Source organism: Brachyspira murdochii DSM 12563 (assembly GCF_000092845.1).
Classification (GTDB): Bacteria; Spirochaetota; Brachyspiria; order Brachyspirales; family Brachyspiraceae; genus Brachyspira; species Brachyspira murdochii.
The window spans coordinates 1225452-1252014 of record NC_014150.1 but is presented as its reverse complement, the minus strand read 5'-3'; the positions used below and the strand labels follow the sequence as shown (position 1 = coordinate 1252014).

Here is a 26563-nt window from a genome sequence, read left to right as displayed (position 1 = left end):
GTATAATTTTTCTAGGTATAACAATATAACAATTTTTAATTTATTTTTTTATTATGCTTAATATAAGTTTTATAAAAAAGGGCTTTGAAAATTAATTCAAGCCCTTTTATTTAGTACGATTTTTTACTGTCTTATTACATATCTTTATAGAACTCTATATGATGCTGTAATTCATAAGGCAGAGGATTTCCTGTTTTTGTAAATTTAAAATATCTGTTTTCAAGCTCTGTAGCTTTTTTGCTTCTGATATTTTTAAATCTGTTTGCTATCTCTGAGAACATAGGCTGTTTAGCTAGTTCCTCTCTTATGTTTTTAGCAAAAGGAACTTGTCTATATAATATACCTCTTGCTACTCTGTTAAGACGCATAATACCTTTGCTTTCGTATTTTATCCATAGGTTGTAGTCTGAAACAAATACTTCTCTTAGATTGTTTCTGCATTTTTTAATTTGTATTTTTAATTTTTCTTTAGCTTCATCTGACAAATTTCTATTTTTCTTATAGAACTGAACATAATCGCTGTATTCAGAAGTAATAGACATCTGAGTAATATCATTCCAAGCAGGTCCAAGCATAGTTTTGCATAATTCCCATCTGAATGCCCCGATTGTAGGTATAAGAAGAGCTTCTAAGTCTTCTGAAGTAAATATAGGGAATAAGAATCTTCCAGTACTGTTTTTTTGTCTGCTTGAAAGTTCTTCCCACATTATAGCTCTTGAACCGAATGTAGGCATAAGTATTATATTAGGAAGTACTTCCTGCATAACTAGTTCTTTTTCTATATTTAATTCTTTGTTTTTATATAATACCTCTCTATAGAATGCAGAGAAATCTATATCTGTAATATCTTTCATAGATTTTTCCATTACATCTCTTCGTATTAATGCTCTTTCAAAATCTTTTGTAATCATATCTTTATGAAGTATAGGGAAATATACGCTAACCTGACCATAGCATAGTCTATGAGTAGTTTCAATCATATTTTCAACTTCATACTCAAGTCTTTTAGAAGAACTTTCCCAATGCTCTTCAAGTTCTTTATCGCTTATAGTACCTCGTTTTTTTAATTCTCTTAAAGCTTCTCTGTAGTCCTGACCAAATCCATTTACAGAAGGCGGTTCTTCTTTATCGTATATTTTCTGAAGCCATTCGTCTATATAGAAAACATTTATTTTTTTTGTTTTGCTTTTGTCTTTAATTTCGTACAAATCCATTATTTGATTTGGTGTAAGCAGCTGATCGTCCATATATCCGAAGTTTAGAAACATTTTTACAAGTCTGCTGTTTTCCCCATTTATTATAGCTCTTTTTGCTATTTCTTTATATATTTCAAAGAATACAGTTGTAACACCTCTTCTTATTTTTCTTACATCGTCTTCTGTACTAAATTTATCTCTCAATTTTCTAAATGCATTTAGAGATTTCATAAAACTTTTAGCTTTATTTTCATCAATTCCAGACATTTCTATTAATTTTTTAGCAGGATCTTTTACTTCACTAGGAAGTTCCTCAAATCCTATAGTAACTTTTATATTATCAATACCGTCTATATCCGGACTAATTTCATCTGCAGAATAATTATTTTTAGAGATTCTTTTTAATATAGAATCCATTTCCTCAGTATCTATATTAAGGTCATAATCATATTGAGTTTTTATTTTGCTGTAAATATCTTTTATGATACTTGACATAAACCTTATATATTTAACCCATACATCATTATCCTTGCCTTGTTTATCTAATTCAGAAGCTGTTTTTACATATTCTCCAAACAATGATTCGCTTTCATTTGATGATAAAAATAAAATATTTTCTATAGCTTCAACTATTTCTGTTTTCAGCAAAGATGATATTTTTTTTAGAGTTTCATAAAGCATATGCGATGCATCCAAACTCATATTAGTGTCGTATGAGAAGAATTGAGTTTTAATATTTCTAGGCATAGTTAAAAATCTTCTAACATAATCAATTTCAAATTCTAGTTTTTCAGTATTTTCTTCTTCGTCAAACTGATTTTTATTATGCATGTATATTTCAGAGTGATCAGCTCTTATAAAATCTACGTCAAAGGAAGTAGGGAAGTTAAAACCTGAGTTTATAGAATCTTCATAAGTTTCCTTGTATTTTTTTAGCATTTCAGATTTTATATTTTTTGATTTAGTCTGCTGCAAATTAAAATATATAACAGCAAGATTTGAAGATATTATTTTCACATCATCATTAATTCTTTTTATTTTAATATATTCTTCATAAGATTTTAAGATAACATAAGCTATAGAATGATATAAATTAGTAAGGTATGATTTATTAACTTTAAAAAATGTTTTAACATATTCCTGATTTGGAGTTTTTACAGCATATATTTCAGTATCATCTTTTGATTTGAAAGAAAACATATATTTAGAATTAGTTTTATAGCTTCCAATACCAATCATAATATTTTTAGGTATTGAAAATAGCCTGCAGCTGTAACGCATAATTTCATTTTCATCTTCAATTCCCAATATGTCTTTAGAAGATATATAAACATCTATTTCTCCATTAGTAACTATAGATATATTTTGTACTTTTTCTCCTTCATAAAAAATAATAGAATTTGGTTTTAATTTAATATTTCCGTTTTCTTCAATACTTACACTCATAATTTTGAACTCTCTCTAATTTTATATTTATTAATATTCCAAAATTATATATTATTTTTTTAAAATATGCTAGTTTTTTGTATATTTTTGGAATTTTTGCTTAGAAATTTCCTCTTGAATAGCCAAAATTTGCCCAAATTTGTGTTTTTTTATAAAAAATTTGGGTTCAAAAATAGTATTTTTAACTTTAAGAATTTTAATCACACCAAAATTTGTATAAAATGTAGTATAAAATCAATAAATTGCAAAAATATAATGATTTTTTTAAAAAACCGCCTCTAAAACCTATTGCGTTTTTAGAGCTGTATGCTATAATAATAAAACAGTTGATGAGAAACAAAAAACAAAACGAAAGAAACGAAACACCAACTGAAAATGAAAAAAAAACTTAAAGTTCTTTGACAGATATATGAGAGCGTAGATTTTTAGAAAGTAATTTCCAACATAAATACGGAAATCAGCAATTATAAAAATCTTCACTAGATAAAGAAAACACAATTAGATTGTGTGTCTTAGAGTAGAAACAATTAAGCGGAGCGTTACTAAAGAATTAGATAAGAAACAGCTTTAATTAGCTAAAAGTCTCATTCAATTTGATGTATTAAACTTAGCTTTGATGTTAGAAATAATGAAGAAGAAAAGGATAATATGGTCAAGTAAGTAAGGGCTTAAGGTGGATGCCTAGGCACTGGAAGGCGATGAAGGTCGTGACAAGCTGCGATAAGCTGCGGGGAGAAGCAAATATTCTATAATCCGCAGATCACCGAATGGGAAAACCTATAGAAGTAAACCTTCTATATCATAAACTGAATCCATAGGTTTATGAGGCGACACCCAGGGAACTGAAACATCTAAGTACCTGGAGGAAAAGTAATCAAAATTGAGATTCCCTAAGTAGTGGCGAGCGAAAGGGGAAGAGCCTAAACCATAATAATGTCAAGTTGTAAGGCGTTGTTATTATGGTGTTGTAGGGCGGTGAGTGATGTACTTACATGCATCGACTTTGCTTTATATGATAGTGGAACTGTTTTGGAAAAGCAGACCATAGTGAGTGATAGTCTCGTACACGAAATCATATAGACAAGGTTTTACCGTTCCTGAGTAGGGCGGGGCACGTGAAACCCTGTTTGAATCTGGGTAGACCACTATCCAAGGCAAAATACTAACCAGTGACCAATAGTGTAGAGTACCGTGAGGGAAAGGTGAAAAGTCTCCCGTTGAGGGTTATTAAATAGAACCTGAAACCTTAAGCTTACAAGTAGTCAGAGGGGACCCTGCTAGCAATAGTAGAAGGCCTGATGGCGTGCCTTTTGTAGAATGAGCCTGCGACTTATAGTACGTAGCAAGATTAAGAGGTAATAGCCTTGTAGTCGTAGTGAAAGCGAGCCTTAATAGGGCGACATTAGTTGCGTGCTATACGACCCGAAGCCAAGTGATCTACCTATGAGCAGTGCGAAACTCGAGTAACATCGAATGGAGGTGCGAACCAGTGGCCGTGAAAAGGCTTTGGATGACTTGTGGGTAGGAGTGAAAGGCTAATCAAACTTGGAGATAGCTGGTTCTCTCCGAAATGTCTTTAGGGGCAGCGTTATGTGTTTACTTACGGGGGTAGAGCACTAAATGGACTAGGGCTCCTAACCGAGTACCAAACCCAACTAAACTCCGAATACCGTAAGTTAAGAGCATGGCAGTTAGACAGCGGCGGATAAGCGTCATTGTCAAAAGGGAAACAGCCCAGATCCTCAGCTAAGGTCCCAAAATCTATGTTAAGTGGGAAAGGATGTGAGAATACTTAAACAGCCAGGAGGTTGGCTTAGAAGCAGCCATTCCTTTAAAGAGTGCGTAACAGCTCACTGGTCGAGTGTTCTTGCGCCGAAAATGTAACGGGGCTCAAACATAGTACCGAAGCTAGGGAATTATAGAGTTAATCTATAATTGGTAGGAGAGCGTTCTTTAAGCCGTTGAAGGTTCGCCGTAAGGCGGGCTGGAGGTATAAGAAGTGAGGATGCAGGCATGAGTAACGAGAAAACGGGTGAGAAACCCGTTCGCCGCAAACCCAAGGTTTCCTAGGTAAAGCTAATCTGCCTAGGGTTAGTCGACCCCTAAGATGAGGCTGAAAAGCGTAGTCGATGGGAAACAGGTAAATATTCCTGTACTATGATATGTTTCGATGGAATGACACAGATTGTTTACGTACGCGTTAGATTGGTAGATAACGTCAAACAGTTTAGACTTGTGATGAGTAAAATGCTTGTTGCTTTAAGGTTGAGGCTGGATAGTGACTGGGCTTTCGGGTTCAGGAAGTTGCGTGAGCTAGGCTGTCGAGAAATAATTTCTAAGGTTAGGCATGTCATAATCGTACCGCAAACCGACACAGGTGGGTGAGATGAGTATTCTAAGGCGCTCGAGATAATCTTCCCTAAGGAACTCTGCAAATTAGTCTTGTAACTTCGGAAAAAGAGACGCTTGAATCTTGGTAGCAATATTGAGAGGAGAGTCGCAGTGAAAAGGCCTGGCCGACTGTTTAGCAAAAACACAGATCTCTGCAAACATGTAAATGGATGTATAGGGATTGACACCTGCCCAGTGCTGGAAGGTTAAAAGGAGAGGTTAGCGTAAGCGAAGCTTCGAATTGAAGCCCCAGTAAACGGCGGCCGTAACTATGACGGTCCTAAGGTAGCGAAATTCCTTGTCGGGTAAGTTCCGACCTGCACGAATGGTGTAACGATCCGGGCACTGTCTCGGGGAAGAACTCGGTGAAATTGAATTATCAGTGAAGATGCTGATTACCCGCAACAGGACGGTAAGACCCCGTGAACCTTTACTATAACTTGACATTGAGTTTTGTTTTGTGATGTGTAGAATAGATGGGAGGCTTTGAAGTGGGAGCGCCAGCTTTCATGGAGCCATCTTTGAAATACCATCCTTCGCAAAATGGGATTCTAACGATTAGCCGTTATCCGGCAGTCGGACATTGTCAGGCGGGTAGTTTGACTGGGGCGGTCGCCTCCTAAAGAGTAACGGAGGCGTGCAAAGGTCACCTCAAACCGAATAGAAATCGGTAGTAGAGTATAAAGGCATAAGGTGGCTTGACTGCGAGAGAGACATCTCGAGCAGGTACGAAAGTAGGTCTTAGTGATCCGGTGGTCCCGAGTGGAAGGGCCATCGCTAAACGGACAAAAGGTACTCCGGGGATAACAGGCTTATCTCCCCCAAGAGTTCATATCGACGGGGAGGTTTGGCACCTCGATGTCGGCTCATCGCATCCTGGGGCTGGAGCAGGTCCCAAGGGTTTGGCTGTTCGCCAATTAAAGCGGTACGCGAGCTGGGTTCAGAACGTCGTGAGACAGTTTGGTCCCTATCCGTTGTGGGCGTTGGAAAGTTGAGAAGAGTCATTCTTAGTACGAGAGGACCGGAATGAACGCACCGCTGGTGTATCTGTTGTTCTGCCAAGAGCATCGCAGAGTAGCTATGTGCGGACGGGATAACCGCTGAAAGCATCTAAGTGGGAAGCCTCCTTCAAGATTAACTTTCCCTATGAGTTTCGTTGGAGACTACGACGTTGATAGACTGCAAGTGTAAGCAGGGAAGAAATACCTGTTCAGCTGAGCAGCACTAATCAGACCAATGACTTGACCATATTATCGTTTTCTTCTTAAATAAGGAAATCATAATAAAAGAGTAGAATGAGACAATCTACGCTCTTATATATCTGACAAAGATACTTAAAACTTTGTTCTTTTAATTTGTTAATATTATTTCGGTGACCATAGAGAAAGTGATACACCCGTTCCCATTCCGAACACGGCAGTTAAGCCTTTCATCGTCGATGGTACTGTAAGGGTAGCTTTACGGGAGAGTAGAACGTTGCCGGGTATATATTATATATTTATCCCAATAGATTTTTTCTGTTGGGATTTTTTTTATTTTATTCATTGTATGAGTTTATTATGAGTAATAAAGAAAGAATTATAAAAACTATTAAAATTATAGCATACTTATTTTCTTATATGATGGTTACTGTAGTTGCCTTCAATTATGGTTATATGTTCTATGCAGTTAAATTTGACGGGGCTTCCGCTCCTCCTAGTGTATCTTTTATTTTTGCTATTCCTTTTATTGCTGCTATATTTGTATGTGTTATTATAATTAAGATAATTAAGAGAAGAATGAAAGATTAGTATAAATGCATACTAATTTATACAGATTATATTTATGATATATTGAAAATATTACTTTATTCAAAATAATCAGTTATATATACATTATATAGCTATTTTTATTTATTATATAATAAAAATCATTTTGGAGGTTTGTGAATAATGGAGAAAGAAAAGAAAAAGATTATGGTTATTTCTGGTTCTATATTTAGTATTATAATTGTTATACCGCTTACTTTAGTTATTTATAATCTTAAATTAGAAAATGCTTCTTATCTTCCAAATACTTTTTCAAAATATGCTGTATCTTTTTTAATAGCATTTATAATCATTCACCTAATATCAGTAATTTTTAATAAACTTATATTACTTGTTTTTACTTTAATTGCTGCAATTCTTATAAAGAAAATAGTAAAATATGAGGAAGATGAATAAATTTAATTTTTCTTATAAGAATTATATTTATAGTTTTATCATAAAAATATAAAAAATATTACTTTATTTAAAATAATAAGTTAGACTTTATACTAGTATTTTATTAAACTTATTATATAATAGTAACTTAAATAAAAATAATTTTGGAGGTTTAAAAATAATGGCAAATCCAGTATTATCAGATAAGGCATTTAATTATGCATCAAGTTATGAAAATGAAAATACAATGACTCTTAATGGGGCAATTAACAAGTCAATAATACTAACATTAGTATTAATGCTTTCGGCTATGGTAAGTGTATTCTTTGTTTTGGCAAAAAGACCAGAGATGATTTATCCTGCTGCTTTTGGTTCGTCTATAGCTGCTTTTGTTTTAGCTTTGATAATGACTTTCAAAAAAGAATTGTCTAAAGTTTTTTCTATACTTTATGCTATACTAGAAGGTATTGCTATAGGGGCTGTTTCTTATGTATTTAATGCTGCCTATAATGGTATAGTTGTTCAGGCTGTGTTTCTTACATTCTTAGATTTATTTATAATGTTAGTTTTATACAGATTTAGAATAATAAGAGTAACAGAAAAATTGAGAAGTGTGATTATGGTATCTACTTTGTGTATAGGTCTTGTATATTTAGTTAATTTCATAATGTCATTTTTTGGTACTAGAATACCTTTCTTGTATGGTTCAAGTCCTTTAAGTATTGGAATAAGTATTGTAATAGTTCTTATTGCTTCTTTCAATCTTCTTTTGGATTTTGATTTTATGGAGAAAGGTGAAGAGTATAATATGCCTAAATATTTTGAGTGGTATGCTGCTTTTGGACTTCTTGTTACTTTAGTATGGCTTTATTTGGAGATATTAAAACTTTTAGCTAAAACTAGAAGCAGAGATTAAAGATTATGTAATTTGAATTTAATAGCATGCATAAATTAACAATATGCATGCTTTTTTATTGATTAATACGCACGCTAAATAGATTTAAAAATAAAATTATATTCTTTTTTATTTTTAAGCTTTAATAATTATGAAATATTAATCGTGCGTTAAACAACGTTCTTAAAAATAATAAAAGCTTGGGCGGGCTTGCTTTTACAATTATAATATCATAAAAAATAAGCATTAATAAATTATAGCAACGCAATAAAATTTTAGAGGGCGGGGTATGTAAATAATTTTTTTGAATTTTATTTTCACTCCCCACCCTTTATGTTTTGCAAGTAAATATAAACTCTTTAATCTATACTTCTATTATTTTATATCTACATAAAAAAGCATGCCCACCCTAGCGTTTTTTTAATTTGCTGTCTTATACACCGCCCATTATAATAAAAATCCCATTACAGATTAAAATTCATCTCTATAAAAATAATATTTTTCTATTTAATTAATTATTATTTAGTTTATAATATTCATTACAATTTAATTTGAAGGTATAATAAAAAATGAACAATCATATAGGAACAGACCTCACAGAATCAAAAGTCGTTCCCACATTAATAAAACTTCTTATACCAATATTATTGTCTAATATACTGAATGTTGTGTATAATATAGCAGACAGTATTTGGATAGGTAATATTATAGGACCGCTTGGGCTTTCTGCAGTTGCTGTGAGTTTTCCAATAATGCTTTTAATAGGATCTTTTGCATTCGGAGTTAATATGGCTAACGGGGTTATAGTATCACAGTATTACGGAGCTAGAGATTATGATACTGTAAGCCATGTTATAAAAGTATCTACTACATTGGGAGTTATAATACTTTTTACTGTAGGCTCTCTTATGCTTATATTTTCAAGAACTATATTAAAAATCATGAATACTCCAGAAAATGCTATGGACATGGCACTTATATATTTGAGAATATCTATAATAGGGCTTCCATTTGCATATGCTTATTTTTTTATATCTTCTATACTTAGAGCAGTAGGAGACACTGTAAGACCTTTAATATTTTTAATTATATCTTCTATGCTTAATATAATATTAGACCCAATACTTATAAAAGGCTTTTTGATAATACCTGCTATGGGACTTGAAGGTGCTGCCATTGCTACAGTAATATCTCAGTTTACTTCCGTACTTATAAGCACAACATATTTAAGAATGAAAAACAGCTTCATCAAAATTAATCCTTTTATATTCACATTCGATTTAAAAATGACTAAAAAAATAATGAAATTAGGGATTCCAATTTCATTCAATCAATTTATAGTAGCTTTCGGCTGGCTTGTAATAACTAGGCTTATAAGTAGTTTTGGAGAGGCTGCAAGTGCAACTGTGGCTATTGTTAATAGAGTGGAATCATTATTTATCATGCCTATAGGTGCTTTGGGTAATGCTGTTATGACAATGTCGGCACAAAATATTGGAGCTAAAAAATTAGATAGAGTAAAAGAAATATTTAAAAGCGGCATTATAATAGGACTTATAATATCTTCTGTTATGAGTATATTTTCAATAACTAATCCTTATCTGCTTATAAGAATGTTTACAAAAGATGTTTCAGTATTTGAATATGCTAAAAGCTATATTTATACTATCATGCCTATATTTATTTTTTATTCTGTGATGTTTGTATGTAATGGCGTTATAAACGGAGCAGGAAAAACTATTGTAATAATGGCTTTCACCACATCAACAACGCTTATATTAAGAACTATTTTAGCTTATGCATTATCAGCTCATTTTGAACTTATAGGTATATGGGCTTCTATGGGTATATGTTATATAATAAATACTTTATTTAGTCTTTACTATTTGAAATCTAATAAATGGCAGAAAAATGCTAATATTACAAACTAATATAAAAATATTATGATTTTTTAAAATAATCTAAAAATTTTTGTATTTTTTACAAAAAAATGGCTTTGTAAAATCAAAAAAATATTATAATGACTTATTCATATTTTTATAAAAAACAAAAAATATTTAAGGAGTTTTGTGTATGGGAGGAACTATAGTAATAATTATAGTAATTGTATACCTAGCAGCTATGCTTTTTATAGGTGTATATTCAAGCAAAAAGGTTAACAATAGTAATGATTTTGCATTGGCTGGCAGGAATTTAGGACCTGTACTTTTAGCAGGAACTTTAGCTGCTACAAATATTGGAGGAGGTACTTCTTTAGGTTTAGCAGAGCAGGCCTATGGTAAATGGGGACTTTCTGCTGTTTGGTATGTAATAACTGCTTCTATTGCATATTTAGTTCTTGCTTTTTTGGCTCAGAGATTTAGAAATGCAATGGTTACTACTGTATCAGAATATTTTTATAAAAGATACGGAAAGGCTAATGCTTTGGTAACTTCAATAATAATGGGGCTTCCTATGATAGGTATAACAGCCGCTCAGATAATAGCTTCCGCAAGTATTTTGACTGTTATGACAGGTTGGAATTATAAACTATCAGTAGTAATAGTTACAATAGTAGTTACAGCATATTCTTCTATGGGAGGACTTTGGGGTGTTGCTTTCACTGATTTGATTCAAGGCTCTTTAGTTTTTATAGGAAGTTTAGCAGCTATACCTTTTGCTTTGCATTATGCAGGCGGTTTTGAGCATGTGGTTTCTAATTTAACACAGTCACAAAAGTCTTTAACTGCTGGTATGGGGTGGCCTACTATAATATCACTTACTATAATGTATATAGCTTCATATTCTGTAGGACCTGAAATAAGTCAGAGATTCTTTTCAGCAAGAGACTCTAAATCACTTATGATTGGTTCTTTAGTAGGGGGATTAGTATGCATATTGTATTCATTGTTTCCAGCTTTTTTAGGACTTATTGCTTCAAGTGTAGTCAAAGACGGACTTCTTACTTCTGAACTTTTAACTTCTGAAGGTACTAGATATATACTTCCAGTGCTTGCTATGAATACAATGCCTCCTGTTATAGTTGGATTATTGTTTTCTGCCTTAATATCTGCTACTATGTCTTCTGCGGACTCTGATATGCTTGCAGTGTCAGTAATAGCAACAAATGACATATATAAAAAATATATTAATAAAAATGCTTCTGACAAACAGTTACTTTTTCTTGGAAGAGCATGCATGATTGCCGTTGGGCTTATATCTATGTTTATAGCTTTTAAGGCTTCAAACTTAATAACAATACTTATGTTTTCATTTAGTCTGCGTGCGGCAGGAGTATTCATTCCGTATTTATTTGGAAACTATACAAACAAAAAACTCTCTGCAGCTGCTAGTATGGGATCATTGATAGCCGGAAGTGTTGTTACAATATTCTTCCAATACAATAAAAATATAAATTTATTTGGAGTTGACCCTATAATACCTGGTATAGCTGCTAGCTTAATAGTATTTTTAGTTCTTTCTGCTATAATACAGCCTAAGCCTGATGCTTCAAATACAAAATAAAATATTTGATTAAAATATAATAAAAGCAGATAGAAGATGTATAAATCTTTTATCTGCCTTTATTTTGTGTGAGATAATTTTATGATTGATTTTTCATTAATTATAAATTATAAAGCAGGTGCATGCTTTCCTTTGTTAGGACCATTAGGGTGTTTGAGACAATAACCGCTAGTAAGTGAAGCTATAGATGAGTATTTAGCACCGCAATATTCGCAGTAAAAGTTTTGAGCCATAAAAAGCCTCCTTTAATTTTGTTATGCTTTAATTATACATATGTTTGCGGCAAAAACTGTCATAATTTTTAAGAATTTTATTTTTGTATAAATATAAAAAGCCATACAAAAATAAAAGGCTTCACCTGAAAATACAAGCAAAGCCTTTAACTAAAAATATGATTGATTATTATTTTTTATTGCAAACTATATCTGTATTTTCAATACTAGGCATTACTGTATTTTTTGTAAAGTTCAATGTTACAGAATTATCAGAAAATTTTAAAGTACCAACAATAGCATTTGGTGTTCCTTGAGTATCAGGATTAGAAAAACTATAATCAGTGCCAGAACCTGTTACAGAAAAATATCCTTCATATGTAGGCTCATTAGCATTGTCGGCACTAGCCGAAATACCAACTTTACTATCTTTTACAGATATCCATAGATATCCTGTACCTAATTGCTCAACAGTATAACTTTCAGCTGACACATAACTATTACCGTTATACTGTTCTATACCTTTCGGATCTTGTTTGCTTGAACAGCTTACTGATAGGATACCTACTAAAAATAGGGTTAGAAAGATTGTTGAAATTTTTTTACTCATAGTAAAACTCCTTTTAATTAGTTTTTTATATATAAATATCATTAAAGACATTTATTTCTATTTTAATTTAAATATTTTTAAATGTATTATTAAATTTAAATACGAATTAAAATTTAAATTTAAATTTATTACACTATACATTATTTTAAACAAATATCAAGTATAATATTTAATTTTTTTATAATTTTATGCTGTATTTTCGTGTATAAAAGTTTATCGAGTTATAGAAGATTTAATACTGTTTCATACTAATTTATATAAATAATTCCCCCTCAAATACAAGGCTTTGAAGCGTTTAAAATATTAGTATTGTTTCATACTATTTTAGGAAGAATATCTCCCTCCAATGACAAGGCTTTGAAGCGTTTGCAAAATCTGTAAATTAAAATTATTTTTTATAAACTCTTACAACAAAACTGTACTTCCTTAACTTGCAAATAACCAAAGCATCAATTATTAAAATTATAAATATTGTATAATAAATCACTATATATACATACGAAGTTTTATTATATTTTACAAAATGCTATTAACATAGTTATAAAAAAATGTTATAATATATACAAATAAATAAATGAAAAATACTAAAAATAAAATAGGAGGTTTTTTTAATATGTTTGGCGGATATTTTGAATATTATTTCGGATATATATGGATACTAATTCCGGGTATACTTTTAGGGTTCTGGGCTCAGATGAAAGTAAAATCTACTTATGCAAAATACAGCAGAGTTGAAAATAAAAGAGGAATTACTGGTGCTCAAACTGCCAGATACATACTTGAAGGATACGGTATTGATATACCTGTAGAAAGAATAGGAGGAACTTTAACAGACCATTATGATCCTTCTTCAAGAGTATTAAGACTTTCTTCTGGTGTTTATGACGGTACTGATGTTGCTGCTTTGGGAGTTGCTGCCCATGAGGTAGGACATGCTATACAGCATAACAGAGGATATGCTCCGCTTTCTATAAGAAATGGTTTTTATCCTTTATGTGCTATAGGGGATCAGTTTGGTCCTTATTTGGTGCTTATAGGTATTGTCATAGGCGGTGCTGGAAGTTTCTCCTACTACATTATGATGGCGGGTATTTTGCTTTTTGCATTTGCTGTGTTTTTCTCGCTTGTTACATTGCCTGTAGAATTTGATGCTTCAAACAGAGCTATAAAAATATTGGATAAGGGCGGATTTTTAGATCAAGAAGAGCTTGACGGAGCTAAAAAGGTGTTGTCTGCTGCTGCTTTAACTTATGTTGCTGCTGCTGTTAGTGCTATACTTACACTTTTAAGACTTTTAATGCTTGCACAAAGAAGAAGAGATTAATTTTATATTAAATAAAAATAAAGAGGTGTTATTTTTTAATAATGCCTCTTTTTTTATAAAAAATAATAAATAATCTTTTATTATTATAATTGTATCAAAACTAAATTTTTAATTTAATATTTTTTTATTTTCCTTCAGAAAACAATTTTTATATATTAAACAAGTATTTCTCTATAAAATATTTTACTGCCAAATGCCAAACTAATAAAAATTATTTGTTAATAGGCTTAAAACACTTCTATTTATATATTAAAACATATTTTACATGATGAACTCTAAATATAGCTTATAATCTATATAAAAAGAGGAAAAATTAATAACTTTTTGAAAAAAATTAGAAATTTCTTCTTATATATTGCTTGATAAATTTTAATATATAGTATACTATATATTTTAAAATAAAAATTAGGAGGTACTAACAATATGACAGATAAAAAAATCGAACTGTTTGAAAATTATCCTGTACATAAAGCTCTAATGACGCTAGCACTTCCGACTATACTAGGAATGTTAGTAAACGTTTTTTATAATATGGTAGATACTTTTTTCGTAGGACAAACAGGCGACCCCAATCAGGTAGCCGCTGTATCGCTTTGTATGCCTATATATCTGCTTCTTATGGCTTTTGGTAATATTTTTGGTATAGGAGGAGGATCTTATATATCGAGAAAACTAGGCTTAAGAGATTATGATAGTGTAAAAAAAATATCGTCTTTTGCTTTTTATGCGAGCATTATAGTTGGCTTTATTTCAATGGCAGTATACCTTATATTTATAAAAGATATACTAAAAATATCAGGAGCAAGCTCTAATACATATCAATTTTCTAAAGATTATTTGGTAATAGCGGCATTCGGAGCTCCTTTCGTAGTAAATCAAATGGCTATGGGACAGATTGTACGTGCTGAAGGCTCTTCAAAAGAAGCTATGATTGGTATGATGATAGGTACTGTAGTAAATATAGTATTAGACCCTATTATGATACTTTATATGGAGATGGGTGTTGCAGGTGCGGCACTAGCTACAATAATAGGCAACGCCTGCTCTACTTTATATTATATCTATCATATACTAAGAAAAAAATCTTTCCTATCAATACATGTGAAAGATTTTTCTATGCATAAAGACATACTTATCAATGTGTTTTCTATAGGTATACCTGTTTCTATCAATAATATACTTATGAGTGCATCAAATATACTTATCAATAACTTTGCTGCAGGATATAGTGATAATGTAGTAGCAGGTCTTGGTGTAGCTCAAAGAATATTTATGCTTGTTATACTTGTATTTATAGGGCTTTCTCAAGGTCTTCAGCCTTTTGTGGGTTATAACTTCGCTTCTAAAAACTACAAGAGAATGAATGCTGCTATAAAATTATCATGTGTTGTAAGTGTAATAACAGGATTTTTACTTTTAGCTTTATCATTAATATTTGGAAGAGTATCTGTAGCAGTATTTATCAATAATGAAGAGGTTATTGATTACGGAGTGAAATTTTTAGTAGCAAGTTATGCTATAGCTCCTATAATAGGATTTCAGTTTGTATTTATGTCTACATTCCAAGCATTAGGAAAATCTATACCTTCTCTTATACTTTCATTAAGCAGACAAGGCATAGCATTTGTACCGACAATACTTATAGGTACTAAATTCTTTGGTATAAATGGTATTATATGGTCTCAGCCTATAGCAGATATTGTAAGTGTTGCATTAGCCACAGTTATGTATATTTATATTTACAGGAAGATGAAAAGAAAGGCATTAGAAGAAGAGAATAATAATATGGAAGCTGCTTACAACAATGCATAAAATACATTAATAATATAAAACCGGCATTTATATTAATGCCGGTTTTTTATATATACCTAAATAACTATAATTTATAAAAAATTATTTTTTTAATTTAATGATTAGATAAATATTTTTTATATCATTATCATAATAATACAGTTTTTCCTTTATTGTTTTTTATAAGAATATCAGATTTATTTTTAAGCAGTATTATTTACTTATTATTAGAATATTCGTATACATTAAAGCAATAGGGTCTATTCTTAGCATCTCTTTCAATCAAAAATTAGAATTATTTTTACAATTCCAATTTTATAGATTATCATAATATATTTTGCTGCATAACTCTATAAGCAAAGTATAATTATTTTTAATAATCATAATTTTTTATAAAAAAAATATTTCATCAGTTCATAATGTACGTATTCATATATTAAGCCTCATTATTTATAATATACTCCTTTCAATTAAATACTTTATTGTTTCAAGTTTTATTGTATTATCATAAAGCTTTGAAAATATGCATATACTTTTAGTATGATGTGTAATGATAAATTTTATAATTGCAATATAAGTTTTTTTATTTATCAAATTTATTAATTACTAGATATTAAAAAAAATATAGTCTTATTTTTAATGAATTATGTATGTTTAGCTAATATATAAAAAATAAGCTATATTGAAAATAATATATTATATGTTAATCTTATTAAAATAATAATTAGGATATGTATATGAAATTTAGCTTAAAAAATATAGAATTAATTAAATTTGAATGGGATTATACATATTTAAAAGCTGTATTAAATATAAAAAATACTTATCCTGTAAAAATTAGAGTAAAAAATGTTAAAGCAGATTTGGTAAGCAATACAGAAAAAAAATTTGTACATATAGAATGCGAAGATTTTTCTATAAAAGCTATGAATTCAGATAATATAGTTTTAAATATTACAATAGATAATAATGAAACATCAGCATTTATACATAATTTTATACATCATAAAAAATCTGTTTTTAAAGTACAATTTATTAGCGGTAAATTATATCTATTTTCTTTAATACCAATAAATTTATCAAATAAGAAAAAAAATATAGATATTCTTGATATTATCAAACATTTATATCATTCTTAAAAAATATTACTATTTATGTTTATATTTGTTTTATAAAAATAATATATAAAAAGGTATAATCTATGTTAAAAAAATCACTATATTTTGCATTAATATTGAGTATAATATTTTTTGCATCATCTTGCGAAACATTACAAAAATCGGCTGTAGAAATTACAAGAGGCTATATAGAGGATCATAAGCCCGATATAAAAATAAAAAAATCCTCTATTTCCGAAGTTAAATTAACAGACATGACTTTAACTACACTAGTAGAAATAAAAAATAATCTTCCTTTTGAAGTTCCAATAGATAAAGTGCAGATAGATTTAGTTAATACATCTGGTAAAACATTTGCAACAGCTAATTCTGTAGAAACTTTAACAATACCGGCAAATGAGGCTAGAGAAGTAAATATTGATTTTAATGCCAAATATTTAGATGTATTTACCACAGCATTCAGTGCAATAAAAAGTAAAAGCTTTAAATGTACTGCTAAGACCACTTTAACATTTACAGTATACGGCATGTCATTTAGCTTCCCTTATGATAAAGAAATAACATTTGTAGAATAAATTTTGTAATAAATAAAAAAAGAGTGCTAAAAAATAGCACTCTTATTTTTTGATATTATAATTAATTTTTTAGCTCATTTTATTATTATCAAGCCAATTCTCATTAATTTTTATCACTTCCATAACAGCATTTTCATTAGGGCTTCCCAACATAGTTTTATTAGCAATCTGTGCCTCTGGAGTTATAAAAGAATATATATCATCTTCAAATATAGAGCATTCTTTTTTATACTCTTCTATATTTAGAGAAGAAAGATTTTTGTTATTATTAATGCAGTATACAACAAGCCTTCCAGATATACCATGAGCATCTCTAAAAGGAATACCTTTTCTTACAAGATAGTCAGCGACCTCTGTAGCATTCAAAAATCCTTCATTAACAGAATTAAGCATATTTTCTTTATTAATCTTCATAGTTTTTAATACATTAGGAAGTATAGATAAACAGTTTGCAGCATTTTTTAAAGAGTCAAATATTCCCTCTTTATCCTCCTGCATATCTTTATTGTATGCCAAAGGGAGAGATTTCATTACTGTTAGTATAGAAAATAAGTTTCCATATACTCTACCAGTTTTTCCTCGAATAAGTTCAAGTATATCTGGGTTTTTCTTTTGAGGCATAAGGCTAGAACCTGTTGTAAACTCATCATCAAACTCTATAAACTTAAACTCAGAAGTGGAATATAAAATAAGCTCTTCAGAAAATCGGCTTAAATGCATCATAATTATTGATAAATCAGCTTCAGTTTCAATAACAAAATCTCTGTCAGATACAGCGTCCAAAGAGTTGAGCATTACATTTTTGAAGTTTAATGTTTCAGCAGTTTTTTTATTGTCTATATTGTAAGTGGAGCATGCCAAAGCACCAGCTCCGAGAGGCATTACATCTATACGTTTATAAGCGTCATTTAATCTTTCAAAATCTCTTTTAAACATCTCTACATAAGCCCCTAAATAATGTGCAAATGTAATAACCTGTGCCCTTTGAAGATGAGTATAGCCGCTCATATATGTTTTTGTATTTTCCTTTTGAATGCTTATTAAAACAGAAATTAAATTTAGTATAAGTGATTTTATATTTTCTGTTTCGTTTTTTAAATACATTCTAAGGTCAAGGGCTACCTGATCATTTCTGCTTCTTCCAGTATGTACCTTTTTACCAACTTCGCCTACTTTTTCTATAAGCCATTTTTCTATTTGAGTATGTATATCTTCAAGTTCAAAATCGAATTGAAGTTTATTATTTTCTATTTCTTCTAAAATTTGTTTTAAGCCGTTTATTATAGTTACGCTTTCATCAAGAGGTATAATAGAGCATTCGCCAAGCATTTTTGCATGTGCTATGCTTCCTAAAATATCTTCTTTATACATCTTACAGTCAAAAGGTAATGATGAATTAAAATCATTAGCTTCTTTATTAAGAGCTTTTGAAAAGCGTCCCCCCCATAATTTTTCTTTCATAAATTAATTATTTAACCCCGTTTTTTTATTTTGTTCTTTCATTAAGGCATTAACTTTCAAAGGAAGTCCGTATAATGTTATAAAGCCTTCAGCATCTTTGTGATTGTATAATTCGCCTGTAGTAAAGCTAGCCAAACTCTGATTATAAAGAGAATAAGGAGAAGAAGCTCCTGCAGGTATAATATTGCCTTTATATAGTTTTAATTTTACTTTTCCAGTTACAGTTTCCTGAGTTTTATCAACAAAAGCACTCAAAGCCTCACGAAGGGGAGTAAACCATCTTCCGCTGTATACAAGGTCTGTTAATTTGTTTGCAACTATAGCTTTGAATGATAATGTTTCTCTGTCTAAGCATAGATGTTCAAGCTCTCTATGTGCAGCATAAAGAATAGTTCCGCCCGGAGTTTCATAAACACCTCTTGATTTTATACCAACTACGCGGTTTTCTACCAAATCAACTATACCTACTGCATGTTTTCCGCCTATTTCATTTAAATATTTTACCAAATCAGCAGGGGCAAACTCTTTACCGTCTGCTTTAACAGGTATTCCTTTTTCAAACTCCAATTCCACAAATTGTGCCTCGTTAGGAGCATTTTCAATAGTATTTGATAATTTCAAAAGTTTTTCATAATTAGGCATATTGGCAGGATCTTCGAGCTCTAAACCCTCATGTGATAAATGCCAAAGGTTTTTATCTCTGGAATAGGAATCATCTTTTTTCATAGGTACTGGTATATTTCTTTCTTCCAAATATTTTATTTCATCTTCGCGTGATGATATATCCCATATTCTCCAAGGGGCTATTATTTCAAGATTAGGTGCCAATGCTTTTACTGTTAATTCAAATCTTACTTGATCATTTCCTTTTCCTGTAGCTCCATGTGCTATGGCAGAAGCCCCTTCTTTTAATGCTATTTCAACAAGTTTTTTTGCTATTAGAGGACGTGCTGCTGAAGTACCTAAAAGATATTTATCCTCATAAACTGCATCGGCTTTTAGTATAGGGTAAATATAATCTGTAACAAATTCATCTTCGCATTTTACTAGATAATATTTTGAAGCCCCGGTTTTTATAGCTTTCTCTTCTAGTCCGTCTGTTTCTGTTCCCTGACCTACATCCACACATGCTGCAATGATATCATAGTCATAATTTTCTTTAAGCCATGGTATAATAACTGTAGTGTCCAATCCGCCTGAATAGGCTAGTACTAATTTCTTTTTCATAGTGAATTTCCTTTTTTTAATTAAATAAAATATTTATAAAATTGTTTAAATTATAATATTCTCTATTATTATTTTTTATTATTCTTTTATTATGCTGCTCATTATAGCCATTTGAGCATGCATTCTATTTTCTGCTTCAGTATAAATATATTCAGAGTTTATCTTAAATATATCTTCATTTATCTCTTCGCCTTTATGAGCAGGAAGACAATGAAGGGCTATAGCATTTTTATCTGCAAGAGAAAATAATTCTTTAGTGAGTGTAAAGCCTCTAAAATCATTAAATCTCTTTTCCTTTTCTTTTTCTTTTCCCATAGAAGCCCATACATCAGTATACACTATATTAGAACTTTCTACTGCTTTTTTTACATCATTAATAATATCAACAGTGCATCCATTTTCTTTTGCATAATTTTTTGCTAATTCTGTTATTTTTGAATCTGGTTCATAACCTTTAGGAGTTGCTGCTTTTATATTAAGTCCAAGCATAGAACAGCCTATTAAAAGACTATTACATACATTATTACCGTCTCCTATAAATGAAAGAGTTAATCCTTTTAGCTTTCCGAAATGTTCTTTTATGGTGAATAAATCGCCCATAATTTGGCAAGGATGTGAAAGGTCTGTCAATGCATTTATAACTGGCACTTTTGAATATTTAGCAAAATCCTCTACATCGCTATGTGCAAATGTTCTTATCATAATTAAATCACAGTATCTTGAAATAACATTTGAACTGTCTTCAATACTTTCTCTCTCTCCAAGTATAATTTCATCTTGTTTCAATACAAAAGCATCGCCGCCTAGTTTTTTCATACCTATTTCAAAACTTAAACGTGTTCTTAAACTAGGTTTTGAAAAATACATCACCATAGTTTTATTTTTCATTATATTCATTTCTTCATTATTTTTTATTTTTGCTTTAATCTCAAAAGTATAATCAATTAATGCTGATAACTCTTCAGGCGTGAAATCTTCTAAATTGATAAAATGTCTTCCAGATAAATTTACTTTTTTTGTATTATTCATAATTTTTACCCATAAATAAAATTTAAATGTTACTTTTTTAAGTAATACTATATACTGTTTTTTGTAATATTGCAATAATTTATGGGTAAAAAATAAAAGAGCTGTTTTGACAAAATATAATTGTTTAGTTATATCTATTTCAAATTATATTTATCTTGAATATTTTTTATATTTTCTATAACTATATTATTATTAGTTTTTAATTCTAAAGACTTTTTATAATTTTTTAATGCCTCTTCATATTTATCTAATTGTTATTTATCAAATCCTTTATTATTATAGGCATCAGTATCATTATTGTTTAACTTTATAGCTTCATCATATAGTCCTAAATTTTCCTCAGAAACTCCTCTGTTATAATTGTATCATTAGGGTATAATTCTACTGCTTTGTTATAGTATTTTATAGCTTCTTCATATTGTTCTAATACCTCTTGCACTATAATATTTTGATTGGCTATTATCAAGTTCTATTGCTTTATTGAAATATTCTAAAGATTCTTCGTATTTAATAATTAATACCTTCTTTATAATATTTTTCTTATGATGACATATTTGTACCCTTGATAATTATATTATTCCAAAAATAATATAGTGAAAATTATTTTTTATGTTTTTAATATTTTCTGCAAATCATAAATAAAATTAGTTTTAAAATAAGTATAATTAATATATTATCTATTAGATAGAAAATATGATATTAATACTTTTTCCAAGCATATGCTGAGAAATAGTTTGTATAAAACCAAGTACAGTTCTTAATATTCCAGCAAATAATAAAGCATAAAGAATCAAAAAACCATAAGGATATATTTTATCATAAGTGCTTTTTCCTTTAGGTGATAAGAAAAATCTGAGTATCCAGCCTCCGTCTAATGGGGGGAAAGGCAATAAATTAAAAAACATAAGCATTATATTAATCATATAAAACATAAATAACATAGTTAAAACTATAGGCAAAGCATTAAGCATGATATTAGTAAGCATATTATTATGATTTTCTAAAAACATCATAATTTTATATATTATAAAAGTTCCATCGGCTGTAAATGTGAGTATTTTTATTATAATAAATGATACTGTAGCTATAATAAGGTTAGCAAAAGGACCTGCAAATGAAACTAATGCCTGATCTCTTTCAAAATTATTGAAATTATGAGGATTGACTGGTACAGCTTTCATCCAGCCTATAACTGGAATTCCAGTAACCGCTGCAATCAAAGGAAGAACAACAGATCCCAATATATCAAGATGTGCTAATGGATTAATAGTAAGCCTTCCAAGTCTCATAGCTGTTCTGTCGCCTAGAGTATATGCTGTTTTTGCATGAGAATATTCATGCATACTTGCTGATATAATAAACACTACATATGATATAATGCCTATAGAGAGTCTGTTAGAAAATATTTCATAAACCATTTTTGTTTTACTTCCTTAAAATTAAATATTATATAAAATTAAATATTATATAAAATTAAATATTATATTTGTTTAATTTTTGATAAATATGACTTTGATAAAAGAATCAAAAAGACTTCATATTTATAATATTGTCAGTAATTTTATTATAATTACTGCCTTTTAAATATAACATTTTTTAAAGAAATTGATAAAAAATAGCTTAAATTTTATTTATATCATTTTATATATTTTTTAAAGCAATAGCCAACTGAGCGTATCCGGCATTTTGCAAATTATAAACTTTTAAAAAACCGCTTTTATCCATATATATTCCAAGCAAAATAGATCTGCTTCCGCTTGCACAGTAAAGCAAATATTTTTTTTCTTTATCCAAACTATTAATTAATTTCTCGCTTTTAGGATCATTCAAATCCACTAATATGCTTCCCTCTATAGTTCCGCCCATATCTATTTCCATTTGGCTTCTTACATCAAGTAACTGAATATCATCATTTGATTTTATTAAATTTACAGCTTCTTCAACATTAATAGATTTCAACATTTTAACTTATCCTTTATTTATTTAAAATACCATTTATAGGTATATTAATATTATCATGAATATAAATAAATATCAATAATATATTATTTTAATATTTCATTTTTATATTTATCAAATAAAGTACCTGAAAAATCTGTTTTTTCTATAGCTTCTTTTAAGCCTGTAACATTAATAGTATACTTTTCTCCATAGTTGTTAGGTCTTATGGAAAGGCTTTTACTTTTTATTAATTTTCTAAAAAAATCAACAATTTCTTTTTCCTGAATAATTCCGAAAGACGGAGATATTGTGTATAGTATATCAAAATTTTCACTTGAAGATCTCATAATAGGCTCTACAGAATTATATGCTGAATTATCAAAACTATATTCCACTATAGGAGTATTTTCATCTATATCATCTTTATACCAATTAATACTTATACTAAGCTGATTGCCCCTTGAAGCTATATATATTTCAAAATCATTATTACTTTTCATAGTCATTGTAACAGTTTTTGTATCTGTATTATCATAAGTTATTTTCCTTACTTTCCAATTATTATAATATGTAGTTACAGCTTTAGGAAAAAGCTCTATACTGATTATAAGCAAAGATATGAATATAATTACTATTTTTTTCATACATTCTCCTGTTTTTTTATTTCAGCTATATATTATGTTTACTAATATATAATATTCTCGTTAATTTATTAAAAAATATTAGAAATAAAATAAATCTCTAATAAATCAATTTTTTTATTTCATCATACCATTTATTAATATAATCTTTTAATTCATCATAACTTATCATAGACTTTTCAAATTTATCAATATGCCAAGGAGATATTAAATAACCTAATTCTGATATGTTATTTTTATTATGAACATCATCTATAAACTCATTTATTTTTTTTATAAGATTCTCTTTATCTATATTTTCCCTTATATAATTTTCTATTTTTCTATTTTTTATATTTTTGAGATTATTATTTTTTAATATAATATTTTCATTATATATTTTTACATTATTAATTTCAGCCGATTCTTTAGTTAAAGTAAAAATATCAGTCATATCTGAAATTTCCAAAATTAAGTTTTCAAAGTGATTTTTATAGCTTAAAAGAGAAGAAGATGTATTTCTATAAATATTATCATAACATTTAATTTTCTGATTATCATTAAGTCTTTTATATTTATAAGTTTCAAAAGTTTTTAATTTGCTGCTATTTAAATAATCAAAGGCAGAGGCATTAGAATATAATGAATGACTTTTATCATCTGCATGACAAAAATCGCATCCTGCAAGAAGTATATACCTTGGATTAAGCATATAAGCTATTCTCAAAGCAGGCATTACTACACTGCCTTCCATATAAAAATAAATATTATTATCCATATCATCACTTATAGGATAAAGTATTTTCTCAAGACTTTCATCATGCGAAAAATAAAATATTCTATCATTGTCAATATGGGTAAGAGGATAAGGATAGGCACTATGAGTGGTAAATATATTAATATCTTTATTTTCTTTTTTGAGAAGCTCTGTAAGATATATAGAAGAGTAAAAACCGCCGTCTGTAGAAACTACTGCATTGGGTTTTATATTATTTTTTATCAAAGTATTAAGTGCATGAGACAATACTATAATAAAATGAGTTTCAGATAATTCTCTTATTTTTTCTATATAATTATCTATAGATGCCCCAGCGGATACAAGCAGTACTGGCGTCTCTTTATTTAAAATATTATGATATGTTTTTATAGAATATCCAGAGTTAAAATGCATGTTGTATAATATATTGCGTGCCCATATAGGGGCAAAATAATAATTAGAAGTTAAAGACATCAATTTTTCTTTTATGCTATTTGCCAAACATATATTAACATCATCATAATACTCAGTGCTTTCAGAATTAATATTTGAGGCTCTTACATGTCTTATATATACAATCTTTTTTGCATCATTTTCATTCATATAAAAATTAAAAAAAGAATATATACTCTCTATATTTTCATCTAATATTATTATAATATTTTCTAAATTTTTCTCTTCTATATTTTCTAATATAAGTTTTACTATCTCAATGTCTTTTTCTATTATTATGGCTTTATTATTTTTATTTAAAGACAAAAAATGTTCTATATGATAAAATGAAGCGATAGACAAAAATATTCCTATATGTTCATTATTATCTTTAATAAACTGACTTATCAATCTTTTAGCCTCTTCCATAGGGGCATAAGTTGAAGTAAGAGGCTTATTATTATATAAGACACTGAAAAGATTATTTTTTGCAGGTTTTAATTGGTATTTATTATCTTTTAAATTATAATTAATTAATTTTGTTACGGCTCTAAAATTATATTTATTTTTTTTTAATTTATCTATATTTTCATTAAATATAATATTGTCAGTCATGTTATAATTACTCTTTAAAAATCTTTAAGAATTAGAATATACCGTATTTTTCTATAAGTTCATAAGCAGTATCTTCATCGTTTTTAAGATTATTATATATGATAAGTTCCGGTCTGTACTCAAAATGTATAGTATCATAATTATGCCATTTCCCGCCCCATATAAAACCGTATTTCTCAAATGTTTTCACTACAGATTTAGGCGGATGCCATCTTTTTTCATAAGGCACAGCATACCAAGCTTTATTATTAACCCTAGTCCAAGCCCAATAAATTTGCTTTCCATTATTTTTTTTAGGCAAAGTATCGAAAGCAACCCCGTAGCTGTGATAGCTTCTGCTTGCACTTTTTGAAATAATTTTCCAAACATAACCGCTTACAATTTTTAATGAATCCAAAAACTCTTTAGCTTCCTGATTAGTCTGTGCTATTAATTTTACTTCTATACTCACATTAGAAAGAGGTTCATACACATAATCATGCACTCTTACCCTATAACCTAATATACTTTCTGTGCTTATATGTTTTACCAATGAACGCTCATTTGTACCATCATAAAGAGTGTCTAAAAATTTATTATTAATGTATTTTGTATTATTTACCCTTTTTTTATAATAGTCCTGAAGTTCCTTAGTTCTTTCTGGTGTTTCTTTCTGCACTTCAGGCATTCCATCAACAGTATATGAGTAAAATCCGAATGGTATATATGCATCCTGATTTGACATATCCTCATCAGTCAATAATTTGCCGTTAGCCCAATTAAACCATATTCCGTCTAAATAAAAACCAAGCTCTCTGTTTTTTATAACAGGAGGCGATATTCTGTTTGAATACGCTAAATGTAAAGCTATAGTTTCCAAGGCACCAGGTCTTATTATAATATCTTTTCTTATTTTTCTTTTCTCTTCTTCTTTCTCTTGAGCTTTCAAATTGAGAGAGAGATTAGGCATCATACTTTTTGTATTATTAATATATATAATACCTACAGCTGAAATAGAAGAGACAATTACTATAATAAATGCTATCATAACAAACTTATATTTAGAACTGGCTTTTATGATAAAGCTCATAACTGCTAATACAGCCAATATAACTGCTATTACTAATACATATTGTAAAACGGTCATAATATTTTCTACTAACTCTGTAATATATTTATAGTTAACATAACGCTGTATATTAACATGTTTTTAAAATTAATTCAAATTTATTATTGTTAAAAACATTATATTTAATA

General features: G+C 29.2%; 21 protein-coding genes, 2 rRNA genes and 1 pseudogene. 11 read left to right on the top strand and 13 right to left on the bottom strand.

The annotated features are described in order from the left end of the window. Positions 1-134 precede the first annotated feature (134 nt). Positions 135-2642, bottom strand: coding sequence for a cyclic nucleotide-binding domain-containing protein (locus tag BMUR_RS05370; protein WP_013113583.1), 2508 nt, complete (start codon positions 2640-2642; stop codon positions 135-137). Positions 2643-3292: 650 nt separating this feature from the next. Here BMUR_RS05370 and BMUR_RS05365 point away from each other — a divergent pair. The 7 genes from BMUR_RS05365 to BMUR_RS05335 all read left to right on the top strand — a co-directional run bounded on the left by BMUR_RS05365 (position 3293) and on the right by BMUR_RS05335 (position 11615). Further along, a 23S ribosomal RNA gene (locus tag BMUR_RS05365) occupies positions 3293-6282 on the top strand. Positions 6283-6401: 119 nt separating this feature from the next. Further along, positions 6402-6518, top strand: a 5S ribosomal RNA gene (gene rrf / locus BMUR_RS05360). A gap of 74 nt (positions 6519-6592) precedes the next feature. Then, entirely contained in the window at positions 6593-6823 is a 231-nt protein-coding gene (locus BMUR_RS05355) for a hypothetical protein (protein ID WP_013113582.1), read from the top strand. Between the two features lie 141 nt (positions 6824-6964). Then, on the top strand, positions 6965-7237 hold the full coding sequence (locus tag BMUR_RS05350) for a hypothetical protein (protein WP_013113581.1): 273 nt from the start codon (positions 6965-6967) through the stop codon (positions 7235-7237). 160 nt (positions 7238-7397) lie between these two features. Then, positions 7398-8132: a Bax inhibitor-1/YccA family protein gene (locus BMUR_RS05345; RefSeq protein ID WP_013113580.1), complete on the top strand. Its 735-nt coding sequence runs from the start codon at positions 7398-7400 to the stop codon at positions 8130-8132. 548 nt (positions 8133-8680) lie between these two features. Continuing rightward, on the top strand, positions 8681-10042 hold the full coding sequence (locus BMUR_RS05340; RefSeq protein WP_013113579.1) for an MATE family efflux transporter: 1362 nt from the start codon (positions 8681-8683) through the stop codon (positions 10040-10042). A 142-nt stretch (positions 10043-10184) separates the two neighbouring features. Next, the gene (locus BMUR_RS05335) at positions 10185-11615 is read left to right on the top strand and encodes a sodium:solute symporter family protein (RefSeq protein ID WP_013113578.1); all 1431 of its coding nucleotides are present in this window, start codon (positions 10185-10187) and stop codon (positions 11613-11615) included. A gap of 107 nt (positions 11616-11722) precedes the next feature. Here the strand turns inward: BMUR_RS05335 and BMUR_RS15155 are convergent, their stop codons facing one another. Then, the gene (locus tag BMUR_RS15155; protein WP_008730922.1) at positions 11723-11848 is read right to left on the bottom strand and encodes a hypothetical protein; all 126 of its coding nucleotides are present in this window, start codon (positions 11846-11848) and stop codon (positions 11723-11725) included. Between the two features lie 169 nt (positions 11849-12017). Further along, positions 12018-12437 (bottom strand): hypothetical protein, encoded by a 420-nt coding sequence (locus BMUR_RS05330; protein ID WP_013113577.1) that lies wholly within the window; start codon positions 12435-12437, stop codon positions 12018-12020. Positions 12438-13050: 613 nt separating this feature from the next. Here BMUR_RS05330 and BMUR_RS05325 point away from each other — a divergent pair. From BMUR_RS05325 to BMUR_RS05310, 4 genes are all read left to right on the top strand, one after another. Beyond that, complete coding sequence (locus tag BMUR_RS05325) at positions 13051-13761, top strand: zinc metallopeptidase (RefSeq protein WP_013113576.1); 711 nt, start codon at positions 13051-13053, stop codon at positions 13759-13761. Positions 13762-14184: 423 nt separating this feature from the next. Beyond that, a complete protein-coding gene (locus BMUR_RS05320) occupies positions 14185-15573 on the top strand; it encodes an MATE family efflux transporter (protein ID WP_013113575.1) in 1389 nt (462 codons plus the stop codon). 716 nt (positions 15574-16289) lie between these two features. Next, positions 16290-16691, top strand: a complete 402-nt coding sequence (locus BMUR_RS05315; RefSeq protein ID WP_013113574.1) for a hypothetical protein — start codon at positions 16290-16292, stop codon at positions 16689-16691. Between the two features lie 62 nt (positions 16692-16753). Beyond that, the gene (locus BMUR_RS05310) at positions 16754-17245 is read left to right on the top strand and encodes an LEA type 2 family protein (RefSeq protein WP_013113573.1); all 492 of its coding nucleotides are present in this window, start codon (positions 16754-16756) and stop codon (positions 17243-17245) included. 69 nt (positions 17246-17314) lie between these two features. Here the strand turns inward: BMUR_RS05310 and argH are convergent, their stop codons facing one another. From argH to BMUR_RS05270, 10 genes and pseudogenes are all read right to left on the bottom strand, one after another. Further along, positions 17315-18706: an argininosuccinate lyase gene (argH, locus tag BMUR_RS05305; protein WP_013113572.1), complete on the bottom strand. Its 1392-nt coding sequence runs from the start codon at positions 18704-18706 to the stop codon at positions 17315-17317. 3 nt (positions 18707-18709) lie between these two features. Next, positions 18710-19933 (bottom strand): argininosuccinate synthase, encoded by a 1224-nt coding sequence (locus BMUR_RS05300; protein ID WP_013113571.1) that lies wholly within the window; start codon positions 19931-19933, stop codon positions 18710-18712. A 78-nt stretch (positions 19934-20011) separates the two neighbouring features. Beyond that, positions 20012-20962, bottom strand: a complete 951-nt coding sequence (gene argF, locus BMUR_RS05295; protein WP_013113570.1) for an ornithine carbamoyltransferase — start codon at positions 20960-20962, stop codon at positions 20012-20014. Between the two features lie 134 nt (positions 20963-21096). After that, positions 21097-21207 (bottom strand): annotated as a pseudogene (locus BMUR_RS15230) (tetratricopeptide repeat protein); the annotation flags it as partial. A gap of 83 nt (positions 21208-21290) precedes the next feature. Next, complete coding sequence (locus BMUR_RS15225) at positions 21291-21401, bottom strand: tetratricopeptide repeat protein (RefSeq protein ID WP_407636423.1); 111 nt, start codon at positions 21399-21401, stop codon at positions 21291-21293. 241 nt (positions 21402-21642) lie between these two features. Next, positions 21643-22380: a site-2 protease family protein gene (locus tag BMUR_RS05290; RefSeq protein ID WP_013113569.1), complete on the bottom strand. Its 738-nt coding sequence runs from the start codon at positions 22378-22380 to the stop codon at positions 21643-21645. Between the two features lie 223 nt (positions 22381-22603). After that, a complete protein-coding gene (locus BMUR_RS05285; protein WP_013113568.1) occupies positions 22604-22924 on the bottom strand; it encodes a rhodanese-like domain-containing protein in 321 nt (106 codons plus the stop codon). A gap of 83 nt (positions 22925-23007) precedes the next feature. After that, the gene (locus BMUR_RS05280; protein ID WP_013113567.1) at positions 23008-23547 is read right to left on the bottom strand and encodes a hypothetical protein; all 540 of its coding nucleotides are present in this window, start codon (positions 23545-23547) and stop codon (positions 23008-23010) included. A 97-nt stretch (positions 23548-23644) separates the two neighbouring features. After that, entirely contained in the window at positions 23645-25327 is a 1683-nt protein-coding gene (locus BMUR_RS05275; RefSeq protein WP_013113566.1) for a motility associated factor glycosyltransferase family protein, read from the bottom strand. A 31-nt stretch (positions 25328-25358) separates the two neighbouring features. Then, positions 25359-26453 carry a M15 family metallopeptidase gene (locus tag BMUR_RS05270; protein WP_013113565.1) on the bottom strand — a complete coding sequence of 365 codons (1095 nt, stop codon included), beginning with the start codon at positions 26451-26453 and terminating at the stop codon, positions 25359-25361. Between the last annotated feature and the right edge of the window lie 110 nt (positions 26454-26563).